The sequence below is a fragment of the Frondihabitans sp. OV104 genome (assembly GCF_057787745.1).
The window spans coordinates 3,065,874-3,079,274 of record NZ_CM173541.1; the positions used below are offsets into that span (position 1 = coordinate 3,065,874).

19 protein-coding genes are annotated in these 13,401 nt (G+C 70.7%); 15 read left to right on the forward strand and 4 right to left on the reverse strand.

The window, feature by feature from the left end; translation table 11 throughout:
- Positions 1–57 precede the first annotated feature (57 nt).
- From AC3CBB_RS14395 to AC3CBB_RS14425, 7 genes are all read left to right on the forward strand, one after another.
- Complete coding sequence (locus AC3CBB_RS14395) at positions 58–636, forward strand: RNA polymerase sigma factor (protein ID WP_488625125.1); 579 nt, start codon at positions 58–60, stop codon at positions 634–636.
- Positions 633–1,430 (forward strand): hypothetical protein, encoded by a 798-nt coding sequence (locus AC3CBB_RS14400; protein WP_488625126.1) that lies wholly within the window; start codon positions 633–635, stop codon positions 1,428–1,430. The genes AC3CBB_RS14395 and AC3CBB_RS14400 overlap by 4 nt, the downstream gene beginning before the upstream one ends.
- Positions 1,431–1,461: 31 nt before the next feature.
- A complete protein-coding gene (locus AC3CBB_RS14405; RefSeq protein ID WP_488625127.1) occupies positions 1,462–2,628 on the forward strand; it encodes a N(5)-(carboxyethyl)ornithine synthase in 1,167 nt (388 codons plus the stop codon).
- 30 nt (positions 2,629–2,658) lie between these two features.
- Positions 2,659–3,048 (forward strand): VOC family protein, encoded by a 390-nt coding sequence (locus tag AC3CBB_RS14410; RefSeq protein ID WP_488625128.1) that lies wholly within the window; start codon positions 2,659–2,661, stop codon positions 3,046–3,048.
- A gap of 53 nt (positions 3,049–3,101) precedes the next feature.
- Positions 3,102–3,446: a YnfA family protein gene (locus AC3CBB_RS14415; RefSeq protein WP_488625129.1), complete on the forward strand. Its 345-nt coding sequence runs from the start codon at positions 3,102–3,104 to the stop codon at positions 3,444–3,446.
- 40 nt (positions 3,447–3,486) lie between these two features.
- Positions 3,487–4,056: a GrpB family protein gene (locus tag AC3CBB_RS14420; protein ID WP_488625130.1), complete on the forward strand. Its 570-nt coding sequence runs from the start codon at positions 3,487–3,489 to the stop codon at positions 4,054–4,056.
- Between the two features lie 69 nt (positions 4,057–4,125).
- A complete protein-coding gene (locus AC3CBB_RS14425; RefSeq protein ID WP_123506592.1) occupies positions 4,126–4,314 on the forward strand; it encodes a hypothetical protein in 189 nt (62 codons plus the stop codon).
- A gap of 6 nt (positions 4,315–4,320) precedes the next feature.
- Here the strand turns inward: AC3CBB_RS14425 and AC3CBB_RS14430 are convergent, their stop codons facing one another.
- Positions 4,321–4,590 (reverse strand): hypothetical protein, encoded by a 270-nt coding sequence (locus tag AC3CBB_RS14430; protein WP_488625131.1) that lies wholly within the window; start codon positions 4,588–4,590, stop codon positions 4,321–4,323.
- Between the two features lie 298 nt (positions 4,591–4,888).
- Between AC3CBB_RS14430 and AC3CBB_RS14435 the strand changes: the two genes are divergently transcribed.
- Positions 4,889–5,710: a glycosyltransferase family 2 protein gene (locus AC3CBB_RS14435; protein ID WP_488625132.1), complete on the forward strand. Its 822-nt coding sequence runs from the start codon at positions 4,889–4,891 to the stop codon at positions 5,708–5,710.
- Here the strand turns inward: AC3CBB_RS14435 and AC3CBB_RS14440 are convergent.
- Positions 5,673–7,028 (reverse strand): MFS transporter, encoded by a 1,356-nt coding sequence (locus AC3CBB_RS14440; RefSeq protein WP_488625133.1) that lies wholly within the window; start codon positions 7,026–7,028, stop codon positions 5,673–5,675. The two genes, AC3CBB_RS14435 and AC3CBB_RS14440, sit on opposite strands and share 38 nt — an antisense overlap.
- Positions 7,029–7,128: 100 nt before the next feature.
- Between AC3CBB_RS14440 and AC3CBB_RS14445 the strand changes: the two genes are divergently transcribed.
- The 5 genes from AC3CBB_RS14445 (at position 7,129) to AC3CBB_RS14465 (ending at position 10,052) form a co-directional block, all read left to right on the forward strand.
- On the forward strand, positions 7,129–8,046 hold the full coding sequence (locus AC3CBB_RS14445; protein ID WP_488625134.1) for a helix-turn-helix transcriptional regulator: 918 nt from the start codon (positions 7,129–7,131) through the stop codon (positions 8,044–8,046).
- Positions 8,046–8,453 carry a (R)-mandelonitrile lyase gene (locus AC3CBB_RS14450; RefSeq protein ID WP_488625135.1) on the forward strand — a complete coding sequence of 136 codons (408 nt, stop codon included), beginning with the start codon at positions 8,046–8,048 and terminating at the stop codon, positions 8,451–8,453. The genes AC3CBB_RS14445 and AC3CBB_RS14450 overlap by 1 nt, the downstream gene beginning before the upstream one ends.
- A complete protein-coding gene (locus tag AC3CBB_RS14455) occupies positions 8,450–9,199 on the forward strand; it encodes a carboxymuconolactone decarboxylase family protein (RefSeq protein ID WP_488625136.1) in 750 nt (249 codons plus the stop codon). Before AC3CBB_RS14450 ends, AC3CBB_RS14455 begins: the two co-directional genes overlap by 4 nt.
- 57 nt (positions 9,200–9,256) lie before the next feature.
- Positions 9,257–9,583 carry a hypothetical protein gene (locus tag AC3CBB_RS14460; RefSeq protein ID WP_488625137.1) on the forward strand — a complete coding sequence of 109 codons (327 nt, stop codon included), beginning with the start codon at positions 9,257–9,259 and terminating at the stop codon, positions 9,581–9,583.
- Positions 9,584–9,668: 85 nt separating this feature from the next.
- Positions 9,669–10,052: a hypothetical protein gene (locus AC3CBB_RS14465; RefSeq protein WP_488625138.1), complete on the forward strand. Its 384-nt coding sequence runs from the start codon at positions 9,669–9,671 to the stop codon at positions 10,050–10,052.
- A 58-nt stretch (positions 10,053–10,110) separates the two neighbouring features.
- Here the strand turns inward: AC3CBB_RS14465 and AC3CBB_RS14470 are convergent, their stop codons facing one another.
- Entirely contained in the window at positions 10,111–11,769 is a 1,659-nt protein-coding gene (locus AC3CBB_RS14470) for a RecQ family ATP-dependent DNA helicase (protein WP_488625139.1), read from the reverse strand.
- 263 nt (positions 11,770–12,032) lie between these two features.
- Here AC3CBB_RS14470 and AC3CBB_RS14475 point away from each other — a divergent pair, with 263 nt between their 5' ends.
- Positions 12,033–12,242 (forward strand): CsbD family protein, encoded by a 210-nt coding sequence (locus tag AC3CBB_RS14475; protein WP_148061198.1) that lies wholly within the window; start codon positions 12,033–12,035, stop codon positions 12,240–12,242.
- A 76-nt stretch (positions 12,243–12,318) separates the two neighbouring features.
- Complete coding sequence (locus AC3CBB_RS14480; RefSeq protein ID WP_123507090.1) at positions 12,319–12,675, forward strand: VOC family protein; 357 nt, start codon at positions 12,319–12,321, stop codon at positions 12,673–12,675.
- A 21-nt stretch (positions 12,676–12,696) separates the two neighbouring features.
- Here AC3CBB_RS14480 and AC3CBB_RS14485 read toward each other — a convergent pair whose 3' ends face one another.
- Positions 12,697–13,335 carry a hypothetical protein gene (locus AC3CBB_RS14485; RefSeq protein WP_488625140.1) on the reverse strand — a complete coding sequence of 213 codons (639 nt, stop codon included), beginning with the start codon at positions 13,333–13,335 and terminating at the stop codon, positions 12,697–12,699.
- Positions 13,336–13,401: the final 66 nt, after the last annotated feature.

Genomic DNA, 13,401 nt, shown 5'->3' on the forward strand with positions numbered 1-13,401 from the left:
GCCGCGGCGAGAGCCACGGATGTGGGACGATCCCGGCGGCCCCGGACACTCCTTAGTGTGAGTGACTCCGACGAGACCGAGACAGCCCTGTGGGATCGCGCCCTGCGTGACGACGGCGACGCCTTCGGGTCGCTCTTCGACCGTCACCAGGACCGCGTCTACCGCCGCGCCCTCGGCCTCGTCGAGAACGCCCACGACGCCGAAGACATCGTCGGCGCCGCGTTCTTCGAGCTGTGGCGGAAGCGCCGCGCAGTGCGGATCGTCGACGGCTCGATCCTGCCCTGGCTCCTGGTCACCACGGTGAATCTGGCCCGCAACTCGCAGCGGTCGCACTTCCGTCACCAGCGCCTGCTCCGCAGCATGCCGCGCGACGAGCCGACCGTCGAGCTCGACGCGGGCGCCGTCGAGGCCTCGCGGCGCCTGGCCGAGTCGCTTCGTCGGCTGTCGCCGACCGACGCCGCGCTCTTCGTGCTCGCGAGCCTCGACGAGCTGCCGCTGGCCGAGGCCGCCGCAGCCGTCGGGCTCAAGCCGTCGACCGCTCGGATGCGACTGCAGCGCGCCCGCACCCGCGTGCGCGCCGATCTCCACGATCTGAACCCCGCCATCCACCTCACCGCCGAAGGACACCGCTCATGACCGCGCCTCAGCTCGACACCTACTTCGCCCGGGCCATCCGCACCGAGCTCACCGCCATCGGCACGAAGGGCAGCCGCCTCCAGCGTCGCCAGCGCACGGCGCGCACCGTGGCCTGGAGCCTCAGCGCCCTCGCCCTCGCCGGTGCCACGACGGGCGCGGCCGTGGCCATCGCGAACCAGCCGGGCTCGACGACAGTGACCGCCATCGGCACATCCGTGACCGTCACGCACACGGGCACCGGCACCATCGATCTCGGCGCTGTCCCCGACAGGGCCGGCGTCGTCGTCATCGACCTCACCTGCGACAACGGCGTCGGCCAGGCCTTCGTCGAGACGACACCCGGCGACGACGGAAACCCCACCGCGCAGGGGATCGACTGCAGGAACGCCGACCACCCGATGCACGTCAGCGACGGCCTGCTGCCCGCCGACGGCTCGACCTCCATCACCGTGAAGGCCGAGCCCGAGACCACCTGGACAGCCACCGCCCGCTACGCCACCTCGACGACCAGCCCGTGGGGCGTCAACGCGAACGGCCAGACGTACGGCACGCCGAACGGCCACGGCTACCCCGACCTCGTTCCTCTGCGCGCCGACAACGGGAAGCTCGGCTACGCCCTCGCCGCAGAGGCCTGGCAGCTGACCCCGGCATCCGAGAAGCTGACGTCGATCACGGTCTACGAGAAAGACGGCACGACGGTGATCGGCACGAGCAGGGTCGAGCACGCCACCGAGATCCCGGTCGACCCGAGTCTCATCCCGTACGGCGTGGCCACCGAACCCACCGGCAAGTAGGCACCGGCCCACCCGCGCCCTAGGGTCAGGTATGACCCGCACCGATTCCGCACCCGAGCTGCTCCGCCTCGGCATCCTGGCCACGTCGCGCAAACCCGACGAACGTCGCCTGCCGATCCACCCGGCCCACCTCGAGCGCATCGATGCCGACCTTCGCGCGAACATGACGCTCGAGCGCGGCTACGGCAGCCGGTTCGGCATCGACGATGCCGAGATCGAGCCCCTCGTCGGCCGCATGGCGGATCGCGCCGAGGTCATCGCGGGCACTGACGTCGTCCTGCTCCCGAAGCCCCAGGCGCAGGATCTCGCCGACCTCCGCGACGGCCAGGTGCTCTGGGGCTGGCCCCACTGCGTCCAGGACCGCGCCCTCACCCAGCTCGCCATCGACAAGGGCCTCACCCTCATCGCCTGGGAGGCCATGAACCACTGGCAGGCCGACGGCGGCTTCGGGCTCCACGTCTTCCACAAGAACAACGAGCTCGCCGGCTACTGCTCCGTGCTGCACGCGCTCCAGCTCTGCGGCTCGACCGGCGACTACGGGCGCCGCCTCAGCGCCGTCGTCATCGGCTTCGGAGCAACTGCCCGCGGCGCCGTCACGGCGCTGAACGCCCACGGCATCCACGATGTCCGCGTGCTCACCCACCGCGACACCGCGGCGGTCGGCTCGCCCATCCCGTCCGTCGACATCATCCAGTTCGAGCACAACCCCGAGGCCCCCTACGAGAGCACGGTCCACTCCGAGCACGGGCCGGTGAAGCTCGCCCCCTATCTCGCCGCCAACGACATCGTCGTGAACTGCACGCTGCAGGATCCGAACGCCCCGCTGACCTACCTCCGCGTCGCCGACCTCGGCGCCTTCCGGCCCGGCAGCCTGATCGTCGACGTCTCGATCGACGAGGGCATGGGCTTCGACTGGGCGCGCACGACCACCTTCGCCGACCCGATGATCACCGTCGGCGGCACCACCAACTACTACGCCGTCGACCACAGCCCCTCGCTCCTCTGGAACTCCTCGACCTGGGAGATCAGCGAGGCCCTGATGCCGTTCCTCCGCACTGTCATGGAGGGTCCGGCGTCGTGGTCGGGATCGGAGACCATCCAGCGGGCGATCGAGATCGATGCGGGTCACGTCCGCAACGAGGCGATCCTGGAGTTCCAGGGCCGGTCGGCCGAGTTCCCGTACGAGCCGCTGGCCTGATCGCTCGGCCGGAGGGTGTTGGCTGTCGTCATGCCCTCGCTCTCCGGAATCGACCACATCGCCCTCACCGTCCGCGACCTCGACGCGAGCGCCGCCTTCTACCAGCGCCTCTTCGGGTTCGAGCCGATCGGAGAGCTCGAGGGCGAGGGGCTGAACCGCCGCCTGTTCCGGCTCCCGTCGGGCACGAACGTGGGCCTCACCCAGCACGAGCGCGGAACGACGGGCGACTTCAGCCCCTTCACGCCGGGACTCGACCACCTGGGATTCGGCGTCGACGGCCTCGCCGAGCTGACCGCCTGGGCCGAGCACCTCGACTCCCAGGGCATCGCGCACTCCGGTCTCGTCGAGGCCCCCTACGGAACAGCCCTCAGCGTCAAGGATCCCGACGGCGTCGCCCTCGAGTTCTTCGTCGGCGCCTGACCGCCGCGCGCCCGGGGCGCAGGAACTGCCGCGGATCCTGCGAAGATCGGCCCATGACCGTCGTGCGCATCGCCGTCCTGTTCGTGTTCGCCGCCGTGGCCGAGATCGGCGGCGCCTGGCTCGTCTGGCAGGCCGTGCGCGAAGGGAAGTCGTGGTGGTGGGCCGGCCTCGGCGTCATCGTGCTCGGCGCCTACGGACTCATCGCGACGCTGCAGCCGAGCGCGGAGTTCGGCCGCATCATGGCCGCGTACGGCGGCGTGTTCGTCGCCGGATCGCTGGCGTGGGCGGTGATCGCCGACAAGTTCCAGCCGGATCGCTGGGACATCGTGGGCGCGATGATCTGCATCGCCGGAGTGGCCGTGATCATGTTCGCGCCGCATGCGCGCTCGGCGGCGTGACGGCCGGCGAGCCGCGACGCCGCGATGCGAGGATGGACGGGTGAGCAGCCCCCGACGTCCGGACGTGACCACGCTCGAGCTGGTCGGCGGGCCCGAGGCGGTCACCGTCGCGCTCCACGAGTACGACGAGCGCTGGCCCGCCCTGTACGCCGAGCACGAGCGCCGGATCCGCGAGGCTCTCGCCGCGACAGACGCCGTCGTCGAGCACATCGGCTCCACCTCGGTGCCGGGTCTCGCGGCGAAGCCGATCGTCGACGTCGTCATCGCGGTCGACGACATCACCGCCGAGGAGGACTACCTCGAGCCGCTCCTCGCCACCGGCTACGTGCTGCGCGTGCGCGAGCCGGGCCACCGCCTGGTGCGCACCGCGGCCCGCGACGTCCACGTGCACGTCTACGAGCGAGGCGCCCCGCCCATCGCCGCGTACCTGCTGCTGCGCGACCACCTGCGCCGCGACGCCGACGACCGTGCCCTCTACGAGCGCACCAAGCGAGCGCTTCTCGACCGGGCGTGGAGCGACATGAACGACTACGCCGACGCGAAGACCGAGGTCATCGAGGCGATCACGGAGCGGGCGAGGCGTCGAGATCCCGGTCGGGGTCTCGACTAAACCGACCTAACCGCTCGGTTCCGTGCCACTCTGGAGATTCGGGTCAAACCACCGAGGAAAGCGTCTGCCATGGACGGCTACGCCATCTGCAAGGATCGCCGCGACAACTTCGAGCAGATCACTCGGCACGCTGAGACGCACGCGCACCTCATCCGGCTCCTGGAGGAGTGCGCCCCGCTGGGGTCGATGGTGGTGGGGATCGTCCTGAGCTACGGCTCGCAGATCCAGCCGCGAGCGCCGCTCGAACTCATCACCTGACGCTGATCAGGCGCTGACGCCCACCTCGACGACAGCGAAGTCGCCGTCGATGAACTGCTGGTACGAGAGGTCGAGAGTGCAGGCGACCGTGCTGGTCGCGGCCGACTGGACGCGACGGAGATCACCGAAGCGGTCAGGGCGCCTCTTCGGGTACGTCGCCTGGTGGAACGCGGGGATGTCGCGGTGCGACTCGTAGAGGCTCGTCGGCTGTGCGGGTGCGGGTGCAGTGCCGAGCGCCGAAGCGGGCACGGCAGTCAGGGAAATGGTGTCGGTCATGCGACCTCGGTCTCGGGCGGCGTAGGCCCGGTGTCGATCGGGGTCTCCACTCGACGCGGAACCCGAGATCCGGGCGAATCGTGCGTCGTGCAGGAGGGATCATGCATCCCGATGACCCCAGTCAACCGAGGTGATGCGGATGTGTCCAACCAGGGGGTCGGGGCATTGACGGCGGCCGCGCGGTCGGCTAGCGCTTACCCGGCGTCATATGTACCCCGTTCTGTACCCCGCCCGGCAGAAGTGCGGCGATTTGTAAAGGGGTACGCGCGCCCAGGGAGAGGCGCATAGAAAGAATCCCGTGCCCCTTCCGCTCGACGCCGTCACCGTTCCCGGCGAACTCTCCGACGCCTCTACCGCGGCCCCGGTGCTGTCTCTCTCGGTGGTGATCCCGGTGAAGAACGATGCGCGGATGCTCGAGAGCTGCTTGGCCTCCCTCGCGCGGCAGGAGCGGGCACCCGGCTTCCAGCTGATCGTCGTGGACAACGGCTCGGCCGACGGCAGCGCGGCCGTCGCCGCGCGAGCGGGCGCCACGGTCCTGTTCGAGGCGAGACCGGGCATCGCGGCGGCGAGCGAGACCGGCTACGACCACGCGCGCGGCGACATCATCGCGCGCATCGACGCCGACACGGTCCTCCCGGTCGACTGGGTTCGAAACCTCCTCGACGCCTTCCAAGGTGCTCCCCGTGTCGACGCCGTGACCGGCCCGGCGGGCTTCCTGGACGGCCCGCGGCTTCTCCGACGCCCCGCCGCCGTCGCCTATCTCGGCGCCTACTTCGTCCTGGGCGCCCTGGCCCTGACGCACGTTCCCGTCTTCGGGTCGAACTTCGCCATGCGCCGCTCCGCCTGGGAGTCGGTGCGCAACGAGATCCACCTGTCGCCCGACCTGCACGACGACTTCGACCTCTCGTTCCATCTCGGCGAGCGCCATCGGATCCGCTTCGCACCGCGCGTGCGTGTCGGCATCTCGATGAGGCCGTTGATCGATGGCGCAGGATGGCGGCGGGTGCGACGAGGCTTCCGCTCCGTCGCGATCCACTGGCCGCACGACCTGCCGTGGCGACGACTCGCCCGCGGCTGGCGTCTCAGGCGCGAGGCGTCGCGTCAGCGGCCGGCCGGATGAACCCCGCTGCGATCGCGGCTGCCAGGATGACCGCGCCCGCCACGACGAAACTGGTCTGCATGCCGCTCACGAAGTGAGTGCGGTCGGCGATGAGCACGCCGAAGACCGCTATGGCGACCGCCCCTCCGACCTGCCGGAAGGTGTTGAACACGGCACTGGCGGTACCCGACCGCTCGGCCGGGACGCTGGCCAGGACCACCGAGGTGACAGGCGGCATCGCGACCGACCCGCCCGCTCCCGTGAAGATCGAGCCGACCAGCACGCCCCAGGGGGCGCCGAGCGGCGCCGTCGCGATGAGCACGACGAGGCCGACGGCCATCGTGAGGAGCCCGGAGACCACCGGCACCCGCGCGCCGAAGCGGTTCGCCAGAGTGCCGCTGACGATGTTCCCGGCGACCGCGAACGCGGCCGAGGGCAGGAAGACCAGACCGGCGAGCAGCGGCGACAGCCCGAGGTGCCGCTGCAGGTAGAGGCTGTTCACGAACACCGTGCCGAAGTTGCCGACCATGAAGGCGAACCCGACGACCAGCGCGATCCGCATGCCCCTCGGCCTGAGGAGCGGCAGCGGCATCATCGGGTGCCTCACCCGGGATTGAACGCGCAGGAACGCCGCCACCCCCGCCGCACCCACCGCGAACGCGATCACGACCACCGGCGCCCCGAACCCGATGGCGCCGCCCTCGATGAGTCCGAACACGAGGCCGCCCAGAGCGAGAAGCGCCGCCACCTGCCCCGCCCAGTCGAACGGCGCCGGTCGGGCCTCCGAGGGGGCGACCGCCCGCAGCAGGAGCAGCATGACGGCGCACACCGGCAGGTTGATCGCGAAGACGAGGCGCCAGTCGAGCGTGGTGAGGGCGCCGCCGAGGACGGGGCCGACCGCGCCGGCGACCGCGCCGCCGACGGCCCAGATCCCGAGGGCGCGGGCGCGTTCCTGCGCCCCGGGGTAGGCCTCGCGGATGAGCGCCATCGACGCGGGTAGCATCACGGCGGCGGCGGCGCCCTGGACAGCCCGCGCGGCGATCAGGACGCCCAGGCTGGGAGCGACCGCGCACGCCACGGACGCCACCAGGAAGCCCGCGATGCCGACCGCGTAGGCGCGCTTGGCGCCGATCCGGTCGGACAGGTTGCCGGCGAACAGCAGGAGCGACGCGAAGAGGAGCGTGTACGCGTCGATGACCCACTGCAGCCCTGACGTGCTGCCGCCGAACTCGCGGCCGATCCGGGTCAGCGCCACGTTCACGATCAGGATGTCGAGCGTGATCAGGAAGAAGCCGAGAGACGCCAGGAGGAGGGTTCGGCGCGCGCGAGTGGTCGTCATGGCTCGAGCCTGCCGTTCTGGCCCGGGCGCAGGAAGGTACTGGCGAGAGGTGTACCAGCAGGGCATTCCACGGCGGCCCCCGCGGCCGTAGGTTCGCCTCATGAGCAATTCGGACGAGGTGCGCGAGTTCCTGAGCAGCAGGCGGGGCAGGATCAAGCCCGACCAGGTCGACCTGCCCGCCGGCGGCAACCGGCGCGTTCCGGGGCTCCGCCGCGTCGAGGTCGCGCAGCTCGCCGGCGTGAGCGTCGAGTACTACTCGCGCCTCGAGCGCGGGACCCTGGCCGGCGCCTCCGACGGCGTGCTGCACGCCGTCGCTCAGGCGCTGCTGCTGGACGACGCCGAGCGGGAGCACCTGTTCGACCTCGCTCGCGCCGCGAACGCGTCGCCGATCCCGAGTCGGCGGCGAGCCGCGCGCACCGAGTCGGTGCGGCCCGGGCTGCAGCTGATCCTCGATGCCATCACCGGCGGGCCGGCATTCGTGCGCAACGGCCGCCTCGACATCCTCGCCTCGAACGCGCTCGGCAAGGCCGTCTACTCCGACCTCTACGCCAGCCCCGAGGCGACCCTGCCGGGCAAGCCCCTGAACCTCGCGCGGTTCTGCTTCCTCGACCTCGATCGAGCCGAGCGGTTCTACCCCGACTGGGCGAAGGCGGCCGACCAGACGGTCGCGATCCTGCGGACCGAGGCCGGGCGCGACCCCTACGACAGAGACCTGCAGGACCTCATCGGCGAGCTCTCGACCAGGAGCGAGCAGTTCAGGACCCGGTGGGGTGCTCACGAGGTGCGCCGGCACGCCACGGGAGCCAAGAACTTCCACCACCCCGAGGTGGGCGCGCTCGACATGATCTTCGAGGGCACCGACCTGATCGCCGACCCCGGCCTGAGTCTGCTCATCTACACCGCCGAGCCCGGAAGCCCGACCGCCGAGCGGCTTGCCCTCCTGGCGTCGTGGGCCGCGACTCCGGCCGGCGCCACGGCCGCCCACTCGGCAGCCGACCTCACGAAGGAGAACGACTGATGCAACGACTTCCCAAGAAGCCCACCGCCAACAACCCGCCCGCCAACTTCACCGGCGACGTCTGGGTCGACTCGATCCTGACCCCGCAGGCCGACGGGCAGCGGGCCAGCGCAGCGAAGGTCCGCTTCTCTCCGGGCGCGCACACCAACTGGCACTCGCACGCGCTCGGCCAGACCCTCTACGTGACCGAGGGGCTCGGCCTCGTGCAGAACCGCGGCGGCGAGATCCTCGAGATCCGTCCCGGCGACACGATCTACACGCCCCCGGGCGAGGAGCACTGGCACGGCGCGACCCCCGACGACTTCATGGAGCACATCGCGCTCATGGACATCCCCGACGACCCGGCGACGGCCACGACGTGGCTCGAGCCCGTGACCGACGCGGAGTACCCGGGGAGCGCCCGGTGAGCGCGGCCGAGGAGCAGGCCGCGCTCTTCCCCGGCGGCGGCCCGTCGCCGCTCAGCACGACCGATCCGGAGTTCTGGGCGTTCTACGCCGACTTCGCCTTCGACCAGACGCTCGCGCACAGCTTGCTCGACCGTCGCGACCGGCTGGTGTACCAGCTCGCCGCGACCATCGCCGTCGGCGCCGTGTCGGAGTACCGCGCGCTGCTGGGTGCGGCCCTGACCGTCGGCGTGACGCCGGTCCAGGTCAAGGAGCTCACGTACCAGGCCGTTGCCTACGTCGGCATCGCCCGGGTCGTCGACTTCCTGTTCGCGACCAACGACGAGTTCGCCGCACGAGGCATCGCCGTGCCGCTCGAGGGGCAGTCGACCACCACGCCCGAGACGCGGGCCGCCGTCGGCCGCGCGAAGCAGGAGGAGATCGTCGGGGCCGAGCCGGTCGCCGGCATGTACGCGAGTGCTCCGGACGACGCGGTGCACTTCCAGCAGTTCCTGTCGTCCAACTGCTTCGGCGACTACTACACGCGGACCGGCTTCGACGTGAGGCAGCGCGAGCTCATCACCTTCGCCCTGCTCGTCGCCCTCGGCGGCGCCGACAACCAGGTGCGCGGTCACGTCTCCGCGAACCTCCGCGTCGGCAACACGCGCGCCGACCTGCTCGACGTGCTGACCGTGCTGGTCGCCTACGTCGGCTACCCGCGGACCCTCAACAGCCTGGCGCAGGTGAACGAGGCGGCGCCTGCGTCCTGACACGGGCCGGGAGGCGTCGCGGAGGATGCTCAGAAGGGCGCGTGTACCGTCACGCGCATGGACGACAGCACTCCAGCCCCCGACAGCGCTGCCTCAGAACTGGGCCTGGCGGTCAATGCCGAGGCATCGGCCGCCCTCTCGCAGGATCCCGCCCTGGTCGACGCCGCCGAAGAGAACCTGCGCGACACGGTCGACAGCCTCGTCGACGAGCCCCTCACCGACAGGCAGCAGGACGTCGTGGAGTCGCTCGCGGCCGCGAGCGGCTCGATCACGGCGGGTCTCTCCGGTGCCCTGGCGGCGCAGCAGGACCGCCCCGTCGAGGCGGTCCTCGGCGCCACGGCCCGCGTCCTCCTCGCGCGGCAGGCGCAGGCCGAAGACGACTGACGCCCACCCGACGTTCCCAGCCGATAAACGCAGAACCTCGGACGCCGATGCCTCGTCGCGGTTGGATCGGAATCTGGAGGTTCCGATGAAGTACATCGTCTACGGCGAGAACAAGATCATGACCGGCGACCGCATCGCGCACGCGGTGCTCGCCTACGCGGCGGCCCTGGGCGAGAACGGGACGACCGACATCGTCGACGTCCCGACGGCCGACGAGTACGGCCAGGCCGTGACCGCCGAGCTGCTGCTCGGGCCGGCCAGCCAGGTGATGGTCGAGGTCGCTCCCGACGACGAGCTCGAGCCCGAAGACGACGGCCTGGTCGCGGAGCTCGTCCGCCGCACGGCCGCGGTCGGGGGAGCCCGGTTCGCGGACGCCGCCTCCGCTCACTCCTCGGAGGTGCCAGCGGCTCCGCCCGAGCCTCGTCCGTCGTCCGGCGAGCCGCGCCGGGCCTTCCCGTTCGGCAGCTAGGGCGGCCCTCCGACGACGAGAGCTCGGCTGACGACCAGCGGACGCGGAGCGCCCGTCGTCAGGCGCTGACCAGCAGCGCCCGGGCGAGGACCTCGTCCGTGGCCAGGACCTTGTAGCCCTCCTCGTCGAAGAAGACGGTCATCCGATCCCCGTCGTGGCTCATGACCGTGCCCTCGCCCCAGGCCTCGTGCCGCACGTGCGAGTCGACGGGAAAGGCTCGTTCGCCGGAACTGGGCGCAGCGTCATCGACTCGGGGTCCGTCGGCCTCGCGCGCGCACCCGTCGCAGTTGCCGCACCGCTCGGGCGAGTCCTCGCCGAAGTACCCGAGCAGGGTGTGGCGACGGCATCCGGGCTGCTCCGCGTAGTTCCGCATCATCTCCTGGCGGGTCTTCTCGACCCGTTCGCGGGTCTTCGCCACGTGCCTGGCCGAATCAGCGGCCTCGGCCGCTTCGAGACCCTTGCGAACCACGAACCCGCGCCTCTTCTCGATGATCGTCTCCGCCTCGAGGAGGAGGTCGATGAGGCGCGTCACCGTCTGCCGCGTGTGGCTCAACTGCTCGGCGATCGCGGTGCGCGTGACCGGGCGGCCCGCCGCCTGAATCGTCGTGAAGACGGCTCGGAGATGCGACCGACGAGGCAGACCGGAGGCGAAGAAGCTTCGCAGGGCGAGGTCTTCCGGGCGGTAGTGCAGGGTGGCCGATGCGGGCTCGCCGTCTCGGCCGGCCCGCCCGATCTCCTGGTAGTAGCTCTCCAGGGAGTCGGGGACGTCGGCGTGGATCACGGCTCGGATGTCCGGCTTGTCGATGCCCATCCCGAACGCGCTGGTGGCGACGACGAGGCCGACGTCGCCCGCGTGGAAGCGTTCGTGCACCTGACCGCGTTCCGCCGAGCTCTGACCGCCGTGGTACGCGACGACGGTCAGGTCAGGTCGCCGCTTCGAGAGGGCGTCGGCGTAGTACCCGGTCTCCTTCCGGGTCGCCACGTAGACGATCGCCGGAGTGGCTGCATTCGTCGCATCCTCGACGACGGCGTCGCGCTTCTGCTGGTCGTCTTCGTGCCGGGTCACCGCGAGGCTGAGATTGGGCCGATCGAAGCCGTGGCTGAGAACGAGGGGATCCCGAAGTCGAAGCCTCTCGACGATCTCGTCGCGGATCGGGCCGGAGCCGGTCGCCGTCAGCGCCAGGACGGGAGGCCGGCCGAGGTCCGCCACGATCTGCCCCAGGTGGAGGTAGTCGGGCCGGAAGTCGTGGCCCCAGGACGAGACGCAGTGAGCCTCGTCGACGACGAGCAGCCCGACGCCGCTCGCGGCCAGCCTCGCCACCGTCTCCGGGCTCGCGAGCTGCTCGGGCGCGAGGAAGACGTAGGTGATCTCGCCGGCCTCCAGGCGCTCCCAGCCCTCGGCGTTCTCGCTGTCGGTGTGACTGGAGTTGATGGCGATCGCCGCCGGCGCCTCCGGGTGCCCGACGAGCCCCGCGACCTGGTCGGCCTGCAGCGCGATCAGGGGCGAGACGACGACGACCGGCTTCCCGAGGACGGCGCCGGCGACCTGGTAGATGGCCGACTTCCCGAAGCCGGTCGGCATCAGTGCCAGCACGTCGCGTTCGGCCAGGACGGCTTCGATGGCCTCGAGCTGCGCCGGGTGCAGCTCGTCCCAGCCGAAGACGGATGCGGCTGTCTTCTCGATGGTCGTCCGGTCGGTCGATGTCGTCGTGCTCACTGCGTGTCCTTCGAATGGTGGACTCTCAGTTCACGAGTCCGGCGTGGGACACGCCCGACACTGTCAGTCGATGCGCGGGCGTGTACCCCCGGAATACGACGACGCGCCACTACTCCCCCGGCGCCGTGCCGGTTACCTCCTCGAGCCGCTTCGAGACGTCGATGCTGGAGCCCGAGCGACCTGGATGTACCCCCAGCGAGAACGGCCTAGCGTCAGCCGAAGTCGAGGGATCTCCCTCGACCTAGGTGTCGAGCAGAGGAATCATGATGTCGCTTGGAGACAAGGCAAAGGATCTGACCCAGAAGGCAGCCGGTCACGCCGAGGAGTTCGTCGGCAAGAAGACCGACGACGCCGAGCTGACCGCCCAGGGCAAGAAAGACCAGCACATGGGCGAGGCCCGCAAGAACGTCGAGGACTCGAAAGACGAAGCCCGCGACACGACAGACGACACGGAGGGTGCGGGCCGGGTCTGACCCCGCCTCACCTCACACCCGGGCGCAGGCCCAGCACATCGCCGAGGTGCTTCTCGGCCACGACAGAGAGATGCAAATGGCACACGGAGTAGCAACAGTCTGGGTTCCGGTCACCGACATGAAGAGGGCGGTCGCCTTCTATCGCGACACTCTCGGACTCGACGTCAAGAGCGAGAGCGACGACTGGTCGGAGCTCGACGCCGGAGGGCTCATGATCGGCCTGAACGGACGCGAGGACGCCAGCGTCTCGTCCTCGGGCGGAGCAGTCATCACCTTCCAGCCCGACGGGACCATCGAAGACGAGCTGGCCGAGATCGCGTCTCGGGGCGCGGACATCCAGGGCGAGATCAGCGACCACGAGTGGGGTCGCATCGTCCCGTTCAAGGACTCCGAGGGCAACGACCTGCAGTTCTACACGCCGCCGCAGGGCTGACGGCCTCGCAGGTGGTCGTCCTCAGCTGAGGACGACCACCCAGGCGACCACCGACAGACCCACGACGCGCAACCAGAGGGCGGCCGCGCCGGCTCCGCGCCACACCGCCGCGAACTCCGCGACAGCGACAGCGAGCGCCACGAGCGTGACGAGCACGACGCCGCCTCCGACGGGGCTGTCGACGATCATCGCCCCGACCTGCTGGAACGCGACGATCCCCCACGGAACGATCCCGACGGCTGAGCCGAAGCCGAGGGTGTGGCGCGGGCCTCGACCCTGGACCATCCCGAAGAGCACCCCGCCCGATGCCAGCGCGTAGATGCCGACGAGTGCGCCGACGTCTTCGACGCCGTTGAGCAGTGCGACCACGAAGACGACGATCGGCCACGTCAGAAGAGGATCGATCCACGGGCCGAGGCGCCGTGGCACGAGGCGCCCGACCGCCAGCAGGGCGACCACGACCCCGAGCGCCACCCCGACGTCGACGTGCGCGATCAGGTGCCGGGAGTCTCCCCCGAACGCCGCGGTCACCGGGCGGAGCGCAGGATCCCGGCCCCCCGCCACCACGACCAGCAGGGCGACCGCCTCCACGGCGAGCAGCACGCCCGCCCACCGTCGCCCGCCCACCGGCCCGGCCGCGACTCCACGCCCAGCGCTCATGTGCGTCAGGCTACGCTCCGCGAGCGGTCGGGCGGCCGGGCGGTCCAGCAGCCCAGCGGTTCAGCC

Bases quoted from the DNA above. Each gene is read 5' to 3' on its own strand.
- AC3CBB_RS14400 (WP_488625126.1), top strand. From the start codon at position 633: ATGACCGCGCCTCAGCTCGACACCTACTTCGCCCGGGCCATCCGCACC.
- AC3CBB_RS14405 (WP_488625127.1), top strand. From the start codon at position 1,462: ATGACCCGCACCGATTCCGCACCCGAGCTGCTCCGCCTCGGCATCCTG.
- AC3CBB_RS14410 (WP_488625128.1), top strand. From the start codon at position 2,659: ATGCCCTCGCTCTCCGGAATCGACCACATCGCCCTCACCGTCCGCGAC.
- AC3CBB_RS14415 (WP_488625129.1), top strand. From the start codon at position 3,102: ATGACCGTCGTGCGCATCGCCGTCCTGTTCGTGTTCGCCGCCGTGGCC.
- AC3CBB_RS14425 (WP_123506592.1), top strand. From the start codon at position 4,126: ATGGACGGCTACGCCATCTGCAAGGATCGCCGCGACAACTTCGAGCAG.
- AC3CBB_RS14430 (WP_488625131.1), bottom strand. From the start codon at position 4,590: ATGACCGACACCATTTCCCTGACTGCCGTGCCCGCTTCGGCGCTCGGC.
- AC3CBB_RS14440 (WP_488625133.1), bottom strand. From the start codon at position 7,028: ATGACGACCACTCGCGCGCGCCGAACCCTCCTCCTGGCGTCTCTCGGC.
- AC3CBB_RS14445 (WP_488625134.1), top strand. From the start codon at position 7,129: ATGAGCAATTCGGACGAGGTGCGCGAGTTCCTGAGCAGCAGGCGGGGC.
- AC3CBB_RS14450 (WP_488625135.1), top strand. From the start codon at position 8,046: ATGCAACGACTTCCCAAGAAGCCCACCGCCAACAACCCGCCCGCCAAC.
- AC3CBB_RS14460 (WP_488625137.1), top strand. From the start codon at position 9,257: ATGGACGACAGCACTCCAGCCCCCGACAGCGCTGCCTCAGAACTGGGC.
- AC3CBB_RS14465 (WP_488625138.1), top strand. From the start codon at position 9,669: ATGAAGTACATCGTCTACGGCGAGAACAAGATCATGACCGGCGACCGC.
- AC3CBB_RS14475 (WP_148061198.1), top strand. From the start codon at position 12,033: ATGATGTCGCTTGGAGACAAGGCAAAGGATCTGACCCAGAAGGCAGCC.
- AC3CBB_RS14480 (WP_123507090.1), top strand. From the start codon at position 12,319: ATGGCACACGGAGTAGCAACAGTCTGGGTTCCGGTCACCGACATGAAG.
- AC3CBB_RS14485 (WP_488625140.1), bottom strand. From the start codon at position 13,335: ATGAGCGCTGGGCGTGGAGTCGCGGCCGGGCCGGTGGGCGGGCGACGG.